The organism is Streptomyces sp. NPDC088350 (assembly GCF_044753545.1).
GTDB lineage: Bacteria > Actinomycetota > Actinomycetes > Streptomycetales > Streptomycetaceae > Streptomyces.
Genome location: NZ_JBIVNL010000001.1, coordinates 611143 through 626891, shown reverse-complemented (window position 1 = coordinate 626891; position 15749 = coordinate 611143). Strand labels below are relative to the sequence as shown.

Below are 15749 nucleotides of genomic sequence, written 5' to 3'. Positions count from 1 at the left end.
ACAGACCCGTGGCCGAAAGGGGTTGACTGAGAATGCTCAATTCACTTCTACAGCTGGAAAACCTGATGACAACGGGTGAACATCTGTCGCGCCCGTTCCACCCAATCACTGGCCAGAACATCAAAATCGGCCTGCGAGATCCGGCAGGTCAGCGGCAGGTCGCAGACCCCGGCGAGGCACGGTCCTGGTCCGCGTACGTCCCACACGGACAGCATGGGATTCAGCTGTTCGGTGTTCCACGCGTTCGACGCGGCGGCGGCGATCGCCAATTGATCCTTGCGCAGAGAATGACCGTCGGTGACAAAGGCGACAAGGAGTCTTTTCGTGGTCATGAAACGCACGGTGAGCGTCCGCCCGGACGCCTCTAGATCGAATTGCAGGGAGACGGAATCGACATCGCTCTCGACGTGGTAATTCCGGCGGGCTCCCCAGTTGTGCACCAACTGCCGCCAGGACGAACCGATGTCGTAGTCCCGGCCGGGCGGGATCGAGGCCTCAGGCGTCGCCACGGGCCACCGCCTGCGTGATCATGTCGTCGGTGAGGCCCGCGTCGAGCAGGGCCTGCGCGTGCAGCAGCAGACAGGACGGCACCGGCAGGCTGGTGCCGCCCCCGCGCCGGGCGGCCAGTTCGCCGCGGCGGACCTCGATGGTGCGGGCCACGGCGGGCGGCGGCCACACCGCGGCGCGCGGCTGGGCCAGCAACTCGGCGAGGAGCAGATCCAGTTGGGGCCGGTCCCCGGGCCGCTTGGCGAGACACCGTGCGATCAGCGGCCGTATCCCCGCCGGTACGCCGTCCAGGTCGGGCTCGCCGTGCACGACCCGCAGGCTCACCGCCTCCCCCGAGCCGTACGGCGGGCGGCCGGTCAGCGCGTAGACGAGGACGCCGCCGAGGGAGAACACGTCGCTGGGCGGGCCGACCGGTGCCGCGGTCATCTGCTCCGGCGACATGAACGGCGGGGTGCCGACGACGATTCCGGCCTGGGTGAGGCTGGGGGCGCCCTCGACGCGGGAGATGCCGAAGTCGATGACGCGGGGGCCGTCGGAGGCGAGCAGGACGTTGGCCGGCTTGAGGTCGCGGTGGACCAGGTTGGCGGCGTGGATCGCCTGGAGCGCCTCGACGAGGAACGCGCCGAGCCTGCGCACCTGGGCCTCGGGCAGCGGTCCGTCGGTGCGGACGGCCTCGGCGAGGGAGGGTCCGGGCACGTACATCGTTGCCAGCCAGGGGAGTTCGGCCTCGGTGTCCGCGTCGACGACGGCCGCCGTGTAGGCGCCGCTGACCAGCCGGGCGGCGGCGACCTCGCGCGCGAAGCGCTCGCGGAACTCGCGCTCGGCGGCCAGTTCGGGACGTACGACCTTCACCGCGACCTCGCGGCCGGCCGGCGAGCGGCCGAGGTACACCCATCCCATCCCGCCGGAGCCGAGCCGCCCGGTGATCCGGTACGGCCCCACGCTCAGGGGATCGCTGACCGGAGTGCGCACCCCGCTCACCTCACTTCGGGGTTCGTTGCAGGTTGTCCCGAGTGTCCCCCGAAATCCCGTCCTGGGCAGGGGAGATGCGCGAAATGGAGGTCAGGACTACGCCGTGGCGCCCCGGTGGTGTATGAGCAACGGGCAGAGCCCCGCACGCCGTTGTGCGGGGCCCTGCCCGTTGTGCTGCCACCGCGGCCGGCCCGTGACGACATTGCTGGTCAGGGCACAATCGGAGACCGGCCGCGGAGTCTTACGAGGGACTAGCCGAGGCGCTCCACCAGCGCGCGGTACTCGTCCCACAGTTCCTTCGGGGTGTGGTCGCCGAAGGTGTTGAGGTGGTCGGGGACCAGGGCGGCCTCCTCGCGCCAGACGTCCTTGTCGACGGTGAGCAGGAAGTCCAGGTCGGCCTCGGACAGGTCGAGGCCCTTGGTGTCGAGGGCGCCCTTGGCCGGCAGCACGCCGATCGGGGTCTCGACGCCCTCGGCGCGGCCGTCGAGGCGGTCCACGATCCACTTCAGGACCCGGCTGTTCTCGCCGAAGCCGGGCCACACGAACTTGCCCGCGTCGTTCTTGCGGAACCAGTTCACGTAGTAGATCTTCGGGAGCTTCGCCTGGTCCCTGCCCTTGGCGACGTCGACCCAATGGCCCATGTAGTCACCCATGTTGTAGCCGCAGAACGGCAGCATGGCGAAGGGGTCGCGGCGCAGTTCGCCGACCTTGCCCTCGGCGGCGGCGGTCTTCTCGGAGGCCACGTTGGCGCCGAGGAAGACACCGTGGTTCCAGTCGAAGGACTCCGTCACCAGCGGTACGGCGGAGGCGCGCCGGCCGCCGAAGAGGATCGCCGAGATCGGCACGCCCCTGGGGTCCTCCCACTCGGGCGCGATGATCGGGCACTGCGAAGCGGGCACGGTGAAGCGGGCGTTGGGGTGCGCGGCGGGCGAAGTGGACTCCGGTGTCCAGGAGTTGCCCTTCCAGTCGGTGAGGTGGGCCGGGGTCTCCTCCGTCATGCCCTCCCACCAGATGTCGTTGTCGTCGGTCAACGCCACATTGGTGAAGACGGAGTTGCCCCACAGCGTCTTCATCGCGTTGGCGTTGGTGTGCTCGCCGGTGCCGGGCGCGACGCCGAAGAAACCGGCCTCCGGGTTGATCGCGTAGAGCCGGCCGTCCTCGCCGAACCGCATCCAGGCGATGTCGTCACCGATGGTCTCGACGGTCCAGCCGGAGACGGTGGGCTCCAGCATCGCGAGGTTGGTCTTGCCGCAGGCCGAAGGGAAGGCCGCCGCCACGTACTTGGACTCCCCCTGCGGCGGGGTCAGCTTCAGGATCAGCATGTGCTCGGCGAGCCAGCCCTCGTCCCGCGCCATCACGGAGGCGATGCGCAGGGCGTAGCACTTCTTGCCCAGCAGCGCGTTGCCGCCGTAGCCGGAGCCGTAGGACCAGATCTCGCGGCTCTCGGGGAAGTGCGAGATGTACTTGGTGGAGTTGCACGGCCACGGCACGTCCGCCTCGCCCTCGGCCAGCGGTGCTCCGAGCGTGTGCACAGCACGCACGAAGAAGCCGTCGGTACCGAGTTCGTCGAGGACGGGCTGTCCCATGCGGGTCATGGTGCGCATGGAGACGGCGACGTAGGCGGAGTCGGTGATCTCGACGCCGATCGCGGAGAGGTCCGAACCGAGGGGGCCCATGCAGAACGGGACGACGTACATCGTCCGGCCCTTCATGGAGCCGCGGAAGATGCCCTTTTCTCCCGCGAAGATGGCCCGCATCTCGGCGGGCGCCTTCCAGTGGTTGGTCGGGCCCGCGTCCTGCTCCTGCTCGGAGCAGATGAACGTCCTGTCCTCGACCCGGGCGACATCGGTCGGGTCGGAGGCGGCGTAGTAGGAGTTGGGGCGCTTGATCGGGTCGAGCTTCTTGAAGGTGCCCTTTCGGACGAGCTCCTCGCTCAGCCGGTCGTACTCCGCTTCGGATCCGTCACACCAGACCACGCTGTCCGGCTGGGTCAGTTCTGCGATCTCGTTCACCCACGAGACCAGTTCCTTGTGTTCGGTGGGGATGACGGGGGGAGCCGCGATGTCGCGCGCCACGATTGCTCCTATGGTGAGGGATTTTGTCCTGGTTGCCCCGTGGGGGCCGCGACCCGGATGCTTCACGATGGTCGATCTTGGCGCTCATCCGGTGCCGACCGCACTCATTTGATCATCCGACGCACCCGCCCATATGTCCAGAGGGCCTCACAGACGAGCGACGTGAGGATCGCCACTCATCCGCCACTCACCGACATGTTTTCCGTGCGTCACCATCGCTTCACCGCGAGTACCCGGACGTCGGGTAGGCATGGGGGGATATGAGAGAGTGGCCACTTCTGGACCCTCATCTCGCCGCACTGACACGTAACTTACGGTTCCGTAGGTACGATTGCGCGCATGACTGCGTCCGTCCCCGACGCGCCCACGGACACGACGGCTGATGGCCACGGTCCCGCCGCGCTCTCCCTCCCCGACCATGTCAAGCCGAAGCTGCGCGGCTGGCTGCACCTCGGCATGTTCCCGGCCGTACTCATCTCCGGCCTGGTACTCACCGCCCTCGCCGACTCCCCCCGGGGCCGTATCGCCTGCGGGATCTTCGCCCTGACGGCCTGCCTGCTCTTCGGGGTCAGCGCGCTGTACCACCGGGGCAACTGGAGCCCGCGCATGGACGGCGTCCTGCGCAGACTCGACCACGCCAACATCTTCCTGATCATCGCGGGCACCTACACACCGCTGACGATGCTGCTGCTGCCGGGCGCCAAGGGGCAGTGGCTGCTGTGGAGCATCTGGGCCGCGGCGGCGGCAGGCATCGCCTTCCGGGTCTTCTGGGTCGGCGCCCCGCGCTGGCTCTACACCCCGTGCTACATCGCGATGGGCTGGGCGGCCGTCTTCTTCCTGCCCGACTTCATGCGCACCGGCGGCATCGCCGTCCTGGTCCTGGTGATCGTCGGCGGACTGCTCTACAGCGCGGGCGGCGTGATCTACGGGATCAAGCGCCCGAACCCGTCACCGCGCTGGTTCGGCTTCCACGAGGTCTTCCACTCCCTCACGGTGGCGGCCTTCCTCGTGCACTACGTGGGGATCTCGCTGGTGGCGTACCAGCACGGGTAGCACGCGGGGCACTCCCCCTTCATGGCCACGGCTTGCGAGCCGTGGCCATTTTTCATGTCCCGACAGCCGATCCCCATTGACATCAACCATCTTTTGAGAGCTACTCTCATTTCATGGCTACTGTCACTGACGCTCAGGAGAACGACGTGCGACGCGACCCGCGCCGCTGGTGGGCCCTCGGGGCCCTGGTCGCGAGCATGCTCACGCTCGGCTTCGACACGACGATCCTCAACGTCGCCCTGCCCACGATGGCGGGCCAACTCGGCGCGAGCACCGGCCAGCAGCAGTGGATGGCGGACGCGTACGTGATCGTCTTCGCCGCGCTGATGCTCCCGGCGGGACTGCTCGGCGACCGCTTCGGACGGCGCCGGATGCTGGTCGTCGGGCTCGGCGTCTTCCTCGCCGGTTCCGTGGCCGGCGCCCTGGCCGACGACGTCGACTGGGTCATCGCGGCCCGCACACTGATGGGCCTCGGCGCCGCCCTGGTCATGCCGCTCGCCCTGTCCGTACTGCCCTCGCTGTTCGGCCCCGACGAGCGCACCAAGGCCGTCGGCATCATCTCCGCCGCCTCGTCGCTCGGGCTGCCGCTCGGCCCGATCATCGGCGGCTGGCTGCTCAACCACTTCTGGTGGGGCTCGGTCTTCCTGGTCAACGTGCCCATGGCCGCCCTCGGCATCGCCGCCTGTGTCTTCCTGCTGCCCGAGACCCGCGACCCCGCCTCCCCCAAGGTCGACGTCCTCTCCACCGCGCTCACCGCGGCCGGCCTCGGCGCGCTCATCTACGCGATCATCGAGGCGCCGGGCCGGGGTTGGGGCGACCCGCTGATCGTGGGCATGCTCATCGGAGCCGCGATCCTGATCGCCGCGCTCGTGCTGCGCGAGCGGCGCATGGAACGCCCCATGCTCGACATGTCCCTGCTCACCCACCGCGGCTTCCTCTTCAACACCCTCGCCGCGACCCTGGTGATGTTCGTCCTGTCCGGCCTGCTGTTCGTGCTGCCGCAGTACCTCCAGGCGGTGCTCGGCAACGACGCGCTCGGCACCGGCGTCCGGCTGCTGCCCATGATGGGCGGCCTGATCGTCGCGGCCCGGGCCGCGCAGCCGGTCGTCGCCAGGTTCGGTTCCCGCGCGGTGGTCACTGCGGGCCTGGTGGTGCTGGCCTTCGCCGCCCTGCTCGGCAGCCGTACGACGGTCGACTCCGGCTACGGCTTCACCGCGCTGTGGCTGTCCATCACCGGCTTCGGCTTCGGCTTCGCGATCGTCCCCGCGATGGACGGCGCCCTCGGCGCGCTGCCCCGCGACCGGGCCGGCAGCGGCTCCGGGCTCCTCATGACGATGCGCCAGGTCGGCGCCGCGATCGGCATCGCCCTGCTCGGCAGCCTGCTCGCGAGCACGTTCCGCGACCGCCTCGACGTCACCGGGCTGCCGGCGAAGGCGGCCGACACCGCAGGGAACTCCGTGGTCGCGGCGCACATCGTCGCCCAGAAGACGGGCTCGGCCGATCTGCTGGCCTCCGCGAACAGCGCGTACGTCCACGGCATGGGCCTGGTCCTGCTGGTGTGCGGCGCCGCGGCCCTCGTCACCGCGCTGCTGGCGGCGGCGTTCCTGCCGAACACCCCGGTGGCGGCCACGAAGGAGGACGAGGACAAGGACAAGGACGACGACGAGGACACCGGCGCTGCCGTGGCCATCGCTTCGGCGGATGCCGGACAATGAACACCATGACGGCCGCACCCTCCCCCTTCAGCCCCGCCGACCGCCCCCAACTGGGCCTCCGCGAGCGCAAGAAGATCAAGACGCGCGAGGCGATCCGCACCGCGACGTACGCACTGGTCAGGGAACAGGGGTACGACGCGACGACGATCGAGCAGATCGCCGAGCGCGCCGAGGTGTCGCCGTCGACCGTCTTCCGCTACTTCCCCACCAAGGAGGACATCGTCCTCACGGACGAGTTCGACCCGCTCATCATGGAGGAACTCCGGGCCCGTCCGGCCGACGAGCCGTGGATGGACACCCTCCGCTACGTGATGCAGAAGGCCGTCCGCCTCGGCCTGAAGGAGGACGAGGAGGTCTCCCGGCTGCGCACCCATCTGATGGTCCAGGTCCCCGCGGTGCGCTCACGCATGATGGAGAGCATGTCGCTCACCGGCACCATGCTCTGCGAGGCCATCGCCGAGCGCACCGGCCGGGACCAGGACAGCCTGGAGGTACGGGTCTACGCCATGTCGATCATCGGCGGCCTGATGGAGACGTCCCTGTACTGGGCGGAGAACGGCCACCGGGACGATTTCAAGGACCTGGTGGACCGCACGCTGAATGTGCTGGAGCACGGGCTTTCCGAGTGAGCCCGGCATGGAACCCGGTGAGGGCCCCGACAGGGGCACCCTCACCGGGTTCACGCGCTAACGCTTCTTCACGTCCCCCTTCCCGCAAGCCACCCCGTCCTTGTTCGGGTCGAGGCCCAGCGGGTCGTCCTTGCCGTTGACCTTCAGGCGGCCGTAGGAGTTCTGCCGGAGCCATGAACAGCGGGCGGCAGTCGTCTTGTTGACCTCGGCCGGGAAGACCGTCGGGACGCAGACGTTGATCGTGCCGTAGTGGCGGTCGCAGCCCGAGATGGTCACGGAGACCTTCTGCGAGGTGCGTTTCTTGCCGGGCTCGGTGACCTTGCCCGTCAGGGAGTCGGCGAAGGAGTGGACGTGGGCCGAGGCCGTGTCCGCGGTCAGGGCCGAAGGGCCTTGCAGATGGACCCACTTGGCGACCGACGGCACGCCGTTGGCATCGACCGCGAAGAGCATGTACCAGCCGGGCGGCGCCAGGTTGGGGTTGCTCGTCACGTTCAGGTCGACGTTGTTGCCGTCCACCGACAACGGCAGGTCCACGAACCGCTGGTTGGGGTCCGAGGAGTGCGTGACCGCCGCCGGGCGGATCAACTCCGCCTTGGCGATGGGCCGGTCGACGGTGATCGTCTGGGTGTCGCCGTACTCCCACTCGTTGTCGATCACCGAAGTGATCGTCGGCCGCGTCCCCTTGAGGAGATACGGCGGGGTGTAGATCGACACGTTGTGGTTCCAGGTGCCGTTGCCCGGGTTGTCACCGGTCGACATCACCCGGCCGTCCGGCAGGAGGAAGGATGAGGAGTGGTAGCCGCGCGCCTCCGGGTCGGCGGCCACCGGGTCGAACGTCGTGGTCGTCGGGTCGAAGATCGACGCCTCGTACACCGGGTTGGCCCGGTTGTGCAGCGCGCCGCCCGTCTCCAGCACCGTGCCGTCCGGCAGGAGTACGGCGGACACGTACATCTTGCCCTGCGCGCCGGTCTCGGCCACCGGACCGTTCCCCAAGTCGACGGTCCCCTGCGGGATTTGGGGACCCACCGTGTACGCCGGGTTCGCGGCCTTGAGGTCGATGATGTCGGTCAGCCGGTTGGCGTCCGGGTTGGAGTCGATGTTGCCGCCGCCGAGGGTGAGGACCTTCTGGTCCTGCGCCGGGGGCAGCAACACGCTTGCCGACTGGTCGCGTTGGTCCTTGTTCTGCAGCCCCGACACCGAAGTGATCGTGTTCGCGCCGTAGTCGTAGATCGCGCTGCCCGTGCCCGGGATGTTGTTGCCGAAGACATGGCTGCCCGTGTAGAAGAGCCGGCCGTCCTGCATCAGGATCATCGACGGGTACAGACCCCAGTACGACCAGGTCTGGTTGACCTGCGACAACGGCAACCACTTCTGCTGGGCGTCCGACCAGTACTCGGCGGTCACCGAACCCGTCGAGTCCTCGCGCAGCCCACCGAAGGAGACGACGTCACCGTTGCCGAGTTCGGTCGCCGACGGGTACCAGTGACCGTCGTTGAGGTCGTTCGTCTTGCTGTACGTCTCGGTCACCGGGTCGAAGATGTACGAGTCCTTGTAGCCCTCGTAGCCGTGCGAACCGTCCGCCGCCGGGAACGCCTTGTTGCCGCTCAGCACCAGCACCCGGCCGTCCTGCAACTGGATGTGCCCCGAGCAGAACATGTCCTTCGGCGTCGGGATCACCTTGTACGTGCCCGCGACCGGGTCGTACACGGCGCTGGTGAACGAGCCCGCCGCGAAGTTCTCCGCGCTGTTGCCGGAGCCCGCGATCAGCAGCACCTTGCCGTTGTTGAGGACGACGGAGTGCATCGAGCGGACGGGGTTCTGCGTCGGGAGCACGTCCCAACGGCCGTTCGCGCACTCCTCGGCGGTCGCCGTGCAGGTCGCCGGCGGGAGCGTGTCGGGGACCTGGTCCATCGTGTAGTCGTCGGTGGTCGCGGACCCGGTGCCGTAGACCGAGACACCCCAGGTGATCCGGTCGGTACCGGCCGGGATCTCGGGCGTACGGACGCTCGCCTGCGCCCAACTCGCGCTCATGTCCAGGGTCTTGAGGTCGGTCCAGTACTGCCAGCCGGCCGTGGTGTCGTGCCGGAACAGGGTGATGTTCGCGTCCGGCGTGGTCGTCTTGTACCAGAGCCCGAGGTCGTACTGCTTGCCCGCCGTCGCCACCGGCGCGCAGGCCGTCGACTCGGTGATCATCGCCTTCCGGTCACCGTCGACCCGTCGCGTCACGGTGACCTTCATGGCCTTCGCACCGGAGTGCGCGTCCGACGTCGTATCGAAACTGAAGTCGTTGTCGCCCCAGCCGGACTTCTCCCAGCAGTACGGCATCCCGTCGCCGCCGTCGGTCTCGAAGCCCGGGTTGAGGACGAGGTTCGCGGCCTCGGCGGACTGCGGCACGGCGAGCAGCAGTCCGGCGGTCAGCGTTCCCACCCCGAGGAACGCGGTTCTTCTGCGGTACTTGTTCACACGGCTCTCCTTGCGGCTGTACGACTCCCCTTACGGCGAGGGAGGTAGACCAACGCCTCGGTGCCGACGAAGCGCAGGACGAACGTCATGACCAGTGCGAGTGCGGTCGCCGAGACGGCGCCCATGTCGAACTTGTGGACGAACAGGGCGATCAGCGGGATGCGCAGCACCAGGTCGGCGTTGGCGAGCAGCGCGAACCGGCCCGCGCGGTCCCACCAGTTGCGGTGCCGGCGCCGGTCGCGGAACAGCAGGTGCTCGATGAGGTAGAAGTTCCAGGCCACGCCGAGCTGGTTGGCGAGGATCTCAGCGGGGACGTAGTGCATGCCGGTCTTGGTGAGCGCCCACAGGCCGACCAGGTTGGGGATGAAGCCGGTGGCGCCGATCAGGCCGAACACGATCATGCGCGCGACCGGCGAGGCGGTGCGCAGGCCGAGCAGGTGTCGCAGGAAGCGGAAGCCTTCCCGCGCGGTCGACTTGGACTCTCCGGCGAACCGGTCCTGGAAGACGAACGGCACCTCGGTGACCTCGCGCGGACGGCCGCGTACGGCGAGTTCGAGCAGGATCTTGTAGCCGAGCGGCTTGAGCGCCTCCGCCGTCACCGCGCTGCGGCGGATCGCGAAGAAGCCGCTCATCGGGTCGCTGATACCGCGGAGTCTGCGCGGGAAGAGCGTCTTGGTCAGCCATGTCGCCCCGCGGGACACGGCGATGCGGTATCCGCCGGCGAGTCCTTCGCGGCTGCCGCCCTTGATGTACCGGGAGGCGACGACGAGCCCGGCGTTCGCGCGCTCGCCGGTGCCGACCAACTCCGGTACCAGGGACGGCGGATGCTGGAGATCGCCGTCCATGACGACGATCCAGTCGGACGACGCGGCCTTGATCCCCTCGACGACGGCGCCGCCGAGCCCGCCGACCGGTTCGTCCCGGTGCAGCACGGTCACCGGGAACGGGCAGTCCTGTGCCGCCTCGAAGATGACCTCGGGGGTGTCGTCGGTCGAGTCGTCGACGAAGACGACCTCGCAGGGCAGCCGGGTCGGCACGGATTCGGTGATCCGGTGCAGCAACTCCCGTACGTTCGCGGACTCGTTGAAGGTCGGTACCACGATGGTGACGGCACCGGGCTCGGCCAACTCCGCGCCACGTACGGCCGGGTCACCCAACTCTCCGGGGACGATGGACTCTTGGCTCATCACTCGGCTCCCACGGTCTCGCGCTGGATCTGCCGGATCTCGATGCGGTCGGCGCCGGTGCCGAAGGTGGCGACGGGGGTGGAGTGCTGGATCGCCGCCTTGACGTTGGGCAGGTCGACCGCGTCGCGCCGTACCGTCGGGGAGGCCACCACGTAGTCGATGTCCTTCCAGCCGTGGGGCAGCGTCTTGGTGACGGCGGGGTCGAGGTCGGCCTTGTAGAACCAGATGACCCCGAGCCCGGGCCGGTACCCGGCGTGCACCAGGTCCAGCCAGAGCGCGTCGTCGACGAGGACCCGGGTGTCCTTCGGGTCCTTCACCTCGGTGGACAGCCACTGGGAGGCTGCCCGGTAGGGGGCGTTGGCATCCGCGGTCACGGCGGTGTGGTCGCCGTCGTACCAGTGCGGTACGACATAGGCGCCGGCGGCGAGCGCGAGGACGGCGGCGAGGGCGTACCGGCCGCCGGTGACGTACCGTTTCTCCCCCTCGTGCCGCCATCTGCGCAGCACCGCGTGGGCGACGGAGGCGGTGCCCCCGGCGAGGACGAGCGCGAGGAAGGGCAGCGCGCCGATGACGTACATGGCGGGCAGGTAGCCGTTGGGGCGCATCGCGACCAGGGCGAGGATCGCCACGGTCAGAGCGGGTCCGGCGAGCGAGCGGGCGGTGACCGACCAGCGCCAGGTGACCAGCAGGAGCAGCGCCCCGGCGAGCCCGCCCAGCGGCAGGACACGGTCGTAGTACAGCCAGGAGTGGAGGACGCCGTACGAGCCCGACCCCTGGTCGAGGACGAAGCCCGAACCGGGCCTGGTCATCTGGTACTTGAGGCCGTCCCACAGGGAGACATGGCCGCTGCCCGGCAGCAACTCGCCCTTGAGCAGGGCGAAGAGGGGGTACGAGAAGCCGATCAGGGCGCAGGCGGTGATGGCGCCGGTGAGGGCGAACTTCCGTGTGTCGCGGTGTCCGTGGCGCCACATGGTGACCAGCACCGCGGGCAGGACGAGGACCATCGTCTCCTTGGTGAGGACCGAGGCGGCGGCTGCCAGTCCGGCGCCGAAGTGGTGCCAGAGGTGGCGACTTGGCGAGGCGGCCAGGCAGAACGCGACCAGCATCCACATCACGGCGATGTTGTCGAGGAAGATCTCCCGCTGGAGGATCACGGACAGCGGGGAGAGTCCGAAGAGCAGCATGGCGAGCCCGCCCGCCCAGCGGGGCAGGGACAGCCGGCGGGCGAGGACGTAGACGAGGATCGCGCTGATCGCGCTGATCACCAGCATCGCGAGACGCATGGTGCCGACGGTCATCGAGCCGGGGCTGAAGTGCGCCGGTATCCAGGTGAGCAGCGCGATCTGGATCCAGCCGAGCGGCGGGTGGTCGTACCAGTAGGTGTAGTGGGCCAGGCCGGTGCCCTGCTGGACGGCCCAGGCCTGGGCGAGGTAGGTGCCCTCGTCGTCGCTGAGCGTCGGGTAGTCGGCGATGTTCCAGCCCTGCACGACGAGGATCGCGACGAGGAGCAGACCGCAGAGGAGCAGGTCGGAGCGGGAGGAACGGAGTCTGCTCGGCGGCGCCGTTCGGCCCGCCGAACCGGTTTCAGGCGCAGGCTGCCGCTGCGCGGGGACCGTGGTGGTCACCGCGGGAAGTGTGGAGGTCACGCAGGAACGTCCTCTCGGATCACTGCGGTTTCGGTGAGGTGCGCGCCGACATGGGACGTCAACTCCCAGTCGTTCCGGCCACGTTGCTCACGCCACACGGCGCGGATCGCGGCTCCGGCCAGGAGGACCTGATAGAAGGGGCCGCCGACGACGAGCTTCAGATAGTGGACGGCGCGGACGCGGAGTCCGTACTGCTTGCCGAAGTCGTGCAGTCCGACGACCTCGAAGACGAAGGTGACCGCGGCGGTGACCAGCGGCAGGAAGGTGAGGAAGGCGATGCCGACCGGCACGTCCAGGAACAGCGCGACCGCCGCGTTCAGCGGGATGACGACACCGGAGAAGGCCTGCAGGAACGGCGTCATCAGGGTGTAGCGGGCGAGCAACCGCTGCCCGAATCCCGGGAGTTGCTTCCAGTCCTTCTTCCGGTAGACCTGAAGGAAGCCCTGGTTCCAGCGGGTTCGCTGCTTCAGCAACGACATCAGGGAGCCCGGGGTCTCCTCCCGGGTCACCATGTCGGAGTCGTAGGCGACGACGACCTTCTTGCCGACACTGGACAGCCGGACGCCCAAGTCGCAGTCCTCGGCGAGGCAGTTGGGGTCCCAGCCGCCGGCTTCCCTCAGGGTGTCGGTGCGTACGAAGACTGTGTTGCCGCCCAGCGGGATGAACCCCTTCTGCGCGTGCAGATGCAGCCGGGACCGGAACCAGAAGAAGTACTCCAGGCAGTTGCGCAGGCTGTACCAGCTGGAGTGGAAGTTGATGAGCTGGACGCCCCCTTGGACGACGTCCGCGCCGGTGGTCCGGAACGCGTGGTCGACGTGGGCGAGCAGCTCCGGATGGACCTGGTCCTCGGCGTCGAAGACCCCGACGACATCGCCGCGGCAGTGCGGCAGCGCCGTGTTCATGGCCTTCGGCTTGTTCTTCTTGTCGTGCGTGTCGACGACGACGCGGACGCGCGGGTCGCGCTCGGCGGCGCTGTCGGCCACCGCCGCGGTCTCGGGGTCGTCGTGCCCCACGATCACGATGATCTCGAAGTCGGTGTGCGTGGACTCCAGCAGCCGCTGGATGGTGTGGTCCAGCACGGCCTGTTCGTGCCGGGCCGGCAGCAGCAACGAGAACGAGACGTGCTCGTCCCCGTCCGGACTGCTGAATCGGGTGGAGGCGAGCACTTCGGGCGTACGCCACGCGTGCATCTGCCACCACAGCGTGAAGGCCGCCATCCAGAACAGGGCAAGCGAAACAGCGGCGATGAGAACAGACGTCAGCAAAACAGATCCCCCCAGATCCCAATACCCCCTGGCGCGACGGTGAGTTACATCCGTCGCGTCACGAGGCAGAGACTATGGGCGATCTGTGAAGCGGACAGGTGCCTTCGGTGAAGAGCGTGTTTCATCACAATGAGGCGCGCGCGTGAGCATTTCTCGCACTGGTCTCGTTTGAGGCGGTTACGACTCTGACATTTCACCTGTTCAAGGCCGTGCGCAGCCGCTCCGGATCGGTCGTCGGCGCGTCACAGGTGAAGTTACGGCAGACATACGCGGCCGGCCCGCCCTCGACCAACGGCCGGTCGGCGAGCAACGGCAACTCGTCACTCCCCGCGACCCCGAAGGCGACCACCGCACCGGGCGCGGTCCCCAGAAGTGCCGTACGGTGCAAGGCCCTTGTGGCCTCGTCGCCGAACGACGGTCCTACGACGGCGACCTCGCGCGGACCGTCGAGATACGCCTCGGCGACGGCCAGCCCCCACCCGATGAAGCGGGGCACGCGCGGCCCGAGCGCCTTCACGACCCCCAACGCCCGTTCGGCGGCGGTGCGGTGGGGCTCGGCACCGGTCTGCGCGGCATATCCCAGCAGGGCACCGGCGGCGGCGGTCCACCCGGACGGGGTGGCGTTGTCGGTCGGGTCCTGCGGCCGGCGAATCAGCCGCTCGGCATCGGAGGCGGTGTCGTAGAGCGCCCCCGACTCGTCCACGAACCCGGCGAGCACATGATCGAGGAGGAACCCGGCGAACTCCAGCCAGACCCCCTCCCCCGTCACCGACGCCAGCGCGAGGAAGCCCTCCGCCACATCGGCGTAGTCCTCCAACACCCCGGTGTTCGCACCGACTTGACCGTCCTTGCTGGTACGGGCCAGCCTGGCGTGCTCGTCCAGGTGCAGCCGTACGAGGAGATCGGCGGCGGAGACGGCGGCCTCGACCAGGTCGGGGCGGTCGAAGTAGGCGCCGGTCTCGGCCAGCGCGGCGATCGCGAGCCCGTTCCAGGCGGCGACCACCTTGTCGTCACGGCCGGGCGCGGGGCGCTCGGCGCGAGCGGCGAGCAGCCGCCCCCTGATCGACGCGATCTTCTCGGCGTCGAACACGCCCTCGTCCTGCGGGAGTTGGAGGACGGACTGCCCTTCTTCGAAGGTGCCCTCGTCGGTCACACCGAAGTAGTGGGCGGCGAGTTGGGCATCCTCTGCGCCGAGGACCCCGGTGAGCTGCTCGGGCGTCCAGACGTAGTAGGCGCCCTCGACGTGCTTGCCTGTCCCGTCGTCGCTGTCGGCGTCGAGCGCGGAGGCGAACCCGCCCTCGTTGGTGCGGAGTTCGCGGACCATGAAGTCGGCGGTCTCGACGGCGACACGGCGCGCCAGCTCGGAGCCGGTGCTGCGCCACAGGTGCGCGTACACACGACACAGCAGGGCGTTGTCGTAGAGCATCTTCTCGAAGTGCGGGACGATCCACTCGCGGTCGACGGAGTACCGCGCGAACCCGCCCGCGAGCTGGTCGTAGATACCGCCGCGTGCCATCCGCTCGCAGGTGTCCCGCGCCATCTCCAGGGCGCCCTCGGAACCGGTGCGGGCGTGGTGGCGCAGCAGGAACTCGAGCGCCATGGACGGCGGGAACTTGGGCGCGCCGCCGAATCCGCCGCGCTGCGGGTCGTACTCCCGCGTGAGCCCGAGGAGCGCCTGCGACAGCTCCTCCTTGCCGGGGGCCTCGGTGCCGCCGTAGTCGATCTCGCGCCGGGACAGGTCCCGGGTGATCTTCCCGGCGACCTCGGCGACCTCGTCCCGCCGGTCGCTCCAGGCGCTGCGCACACCTTCGAGGACCTGCCGGAAGGAGGGCATGCCGTGGCGCGGGGCCGGCGGGAAATAGGTACCGAAGTAGAAGGGTTCGGCCTCCGGAGTGAGGAACACGGTCATGGGCCAGCCGCCCTGGCCGGTGGCCGCCTGCACGGCCTCCATGTAGACGGCGTCGACGTCGGGGCGTTCCTCGCGGTCGACCTTGATGCTGACGAAGTGCGCGTTGAGGTAGTCGGCGGTGGGGTGGTCCTCGAAGGACTCGTGGGCCATGACGTGGCACCAGTGGCACGCTGAGTAGCCGACCGACAGCAGCACAGGTACGTCACGACGTCGTGCTTCCTCGAAAGCCTCCGGCACCCAGGGCCACCAGTCGACCGGGTTGTCAGCGTGCTGAAGCAGATAAGGCGAGGTCACACCAGCCAGCCGGTTCATGCGGCCCAGCCTCTCA

Annotated in this window: 11 protein-coding genes; 3 read left to right on the top strand and 8 right to left on the bottom strand. The window is 68.8% G+C overall.

From position 1 onward, the window contains the following. Window positions 1–47: 47 nt before the first annotated feature. The 3 genes from ACIQBL_RS02920 to ACIQBL_RS02910 all read right to left on the bottom strand — a co-directional run bounded on the left by ACIQBL_RS02920 (window position 48) and on the right by ACIQBL_RS02910 (window position 3554). Window positions 48–509, bottom strand: a complete 462-nt coding sequence (locus tag ACIQBL_RS02920; protein WP_401935989.1) for a hypothetical protein — start codon at window positions 507–509, stop codon at window positions 48–50. Continuing rightward, window positions 496–1479, bottom strand: coding sequence for a serine/threonine-protein kinase (locus ACIQBL_RS02915; protein ID WP_401935987.1), 984 nt, complete (start codon window positions 1477–1479; stop codon window positions 496–498). Before ACIQBL_RS02915 ends, ACIQBL_RS02920 begins: the two co-directional genes overlap by 14 nt. Window positions 1480–1730: 251 nt before the next feature. Beyond that, window positions 1731–3554: a phosphoenolpyruvate carboxykinase (GTP) gene (locus ACIQBL_RS02910; protein WP_401935986.1), complete on the bottom strand. Its 1824-nt coding sequence runs from the start codon at window positions 3552–3554 to the stop codon at window positions 1731–1733. 339 nt (window positions 3555–3893) lie between these two features. On the opposite strand from ACIQBL_RS02910, the gene ACIQBL_RS02905 reads away from it, so the two are divergent. The 3 genes from ACIQBL_RS02905 (at window position 3894) to ACIQBL_RS02895 (ending at window position 6951) form a co-directional block, all read left to right on the top strand. After that, window positions 3894–4607: a hemolysin III family protein gene (locus tag ACIQBL_RS02905; RefSeq protein WP_401935984.1), complete on the top strand. Its 714-nt coding sequence runs from the start codon at window positions 3894–3896 to the stop codon at window positions 4605–4607. Window positions 4608–4720: 113 nt separating this feature from the next. Beyond that, window positions 4721–6322, top strand: a complete 1602-nt coding sequence (locus ACIQBL_RS02900) for a DHA2 family efflux MFS transporter permease subunit (RefSeq protein ID WP_401935983.1) — start codon at window positions 4721–4723, stop codon at window positions 6320–6322. Continuing rightward, window positions 6319–6951: a TetR/AcrR family transcriptional regulator gene (locus ACIQBL_RS02895; RefSeq protein WP_401935982.1), complete on the top strand. Its 633-nt coding sequence runs from the start codon at window positions 6319–6321 to the stop codon at window positions 6949–6951. Before ACIQBL_RS02900 ends, ACIQBL_RS02895 begins: the two co-directional genes overlap by 4 nt. Before the next feature lie 57 nt (window positions 6952–7008). Here ACIQBL_RS02895 and ACIQBL_RS02890 read toward each other — a convergent pair whose 3' ends face one another. From ACIQBL_RS02890 to ACIQBL_RS02870, 5 genes are all read right to left on the bottom strand, one after another. Further along, complete coding sequence (locus tag ACIQBL_RS02890) at window positions 7009–9414, bottom strand: galactose oxidase-like domain-containing protein (protein WP_401935981.1); 2406 nt, start codon at window positions 9412–9414, stop codon at window positions 7009–7011. After that, entirely contained in the window at window positions 9411–10601 is a 1191-nt protein-coding gene (locus ACIQBL_RS02885) for a glycosyltransferase (RefSeq protein ID WP_401935978.1), read from the bottom strand. Before ACIQBL_RS02885 ends, ACIQBL_RS02890 begins: the two co-directional genes overlap by 4 nt. Continuing rightward, window positions 10601–12247 carry an ArnT family glycosyltransferase gene (locus tag ACIQBL_RS02880; protein WP_401935977.1) on the bottom strand — a complete coding sequence of 549 codons (1647 nt, stop codon included), beginning with the start codon at window positions 12245–12247 and terminating at the stop codon, window positions 10601–10603. Before ACIQBL_RS02880 ends, ACIQBL_RS02885 begins: the two co-directional genes overlap by 1 nt. Beyond that, a complete protein-coding gene (locus ACIQBL_RS02875; RefSeq protein ID WP_401935975.1) occupies window positions 12244–13512 on the bottom strand; it encodes a glycosyltransferase in 1269 nt (422 codons plus the stop codon). The genes ACIQBL_RS02880 and ACIQBL_RS02875 overlap by 4 nt, the downstream gene beginning before the upstream one ends. A gap of 193 nt (window positions 13513–13705) precedes the next feature. Next, entirely contained in the window at window positions 13706–15733 is a 2028-nt protein-coding gene (locus ACIQBL_RS02870; RefSeq protein ID WP_401935973.1) for a thioredoxin domain-containing protein, read from the bottom strand. Between the last annotated feature and the right edge of the window lie 16 nt (window positions 15734–15749).

Bases quoted from the DNA above. Each gene is read 5' to 3' on its own strand.
- ACIQBL_RS02905 (WP_401935984.1), top strand. From the start codon at position 3,894: ATGACTGCGTCCGTCCCCGACGCGCCCACGGACACGACGGCTGATGGC.
- ACIQBL_RS02900 (WP_401935983.1), top strand. From the start codon at position 4,721: ATGGCTACTGTCACTGACGCTCAGGAGAACGACGTGCGACGCGACCCG.
- ACIQBL_RS02895 (WP_401935982.1), top strand. From the start codon at position 6,319: ATGAACACCATGACGGCCGCACCCTCCCCCTTCAGCCCCGCCGACCGC.
- ACIQBL_RS02885 (WP_401935978.1), bottom strand. From the start codon at position 10,601: ATGAGCCAAGAGTCCATCGTCCCCGGAGAGTTGGGTGACCCGGCCGTA.
- ACIQBL_RS02870 (WP_401935973.1), bottom strand. From the start codon at position 15,733: ATGAACCGGCTGGCTGGTGTGACCTCGCCTTATCTGCTTCAGCACGCT.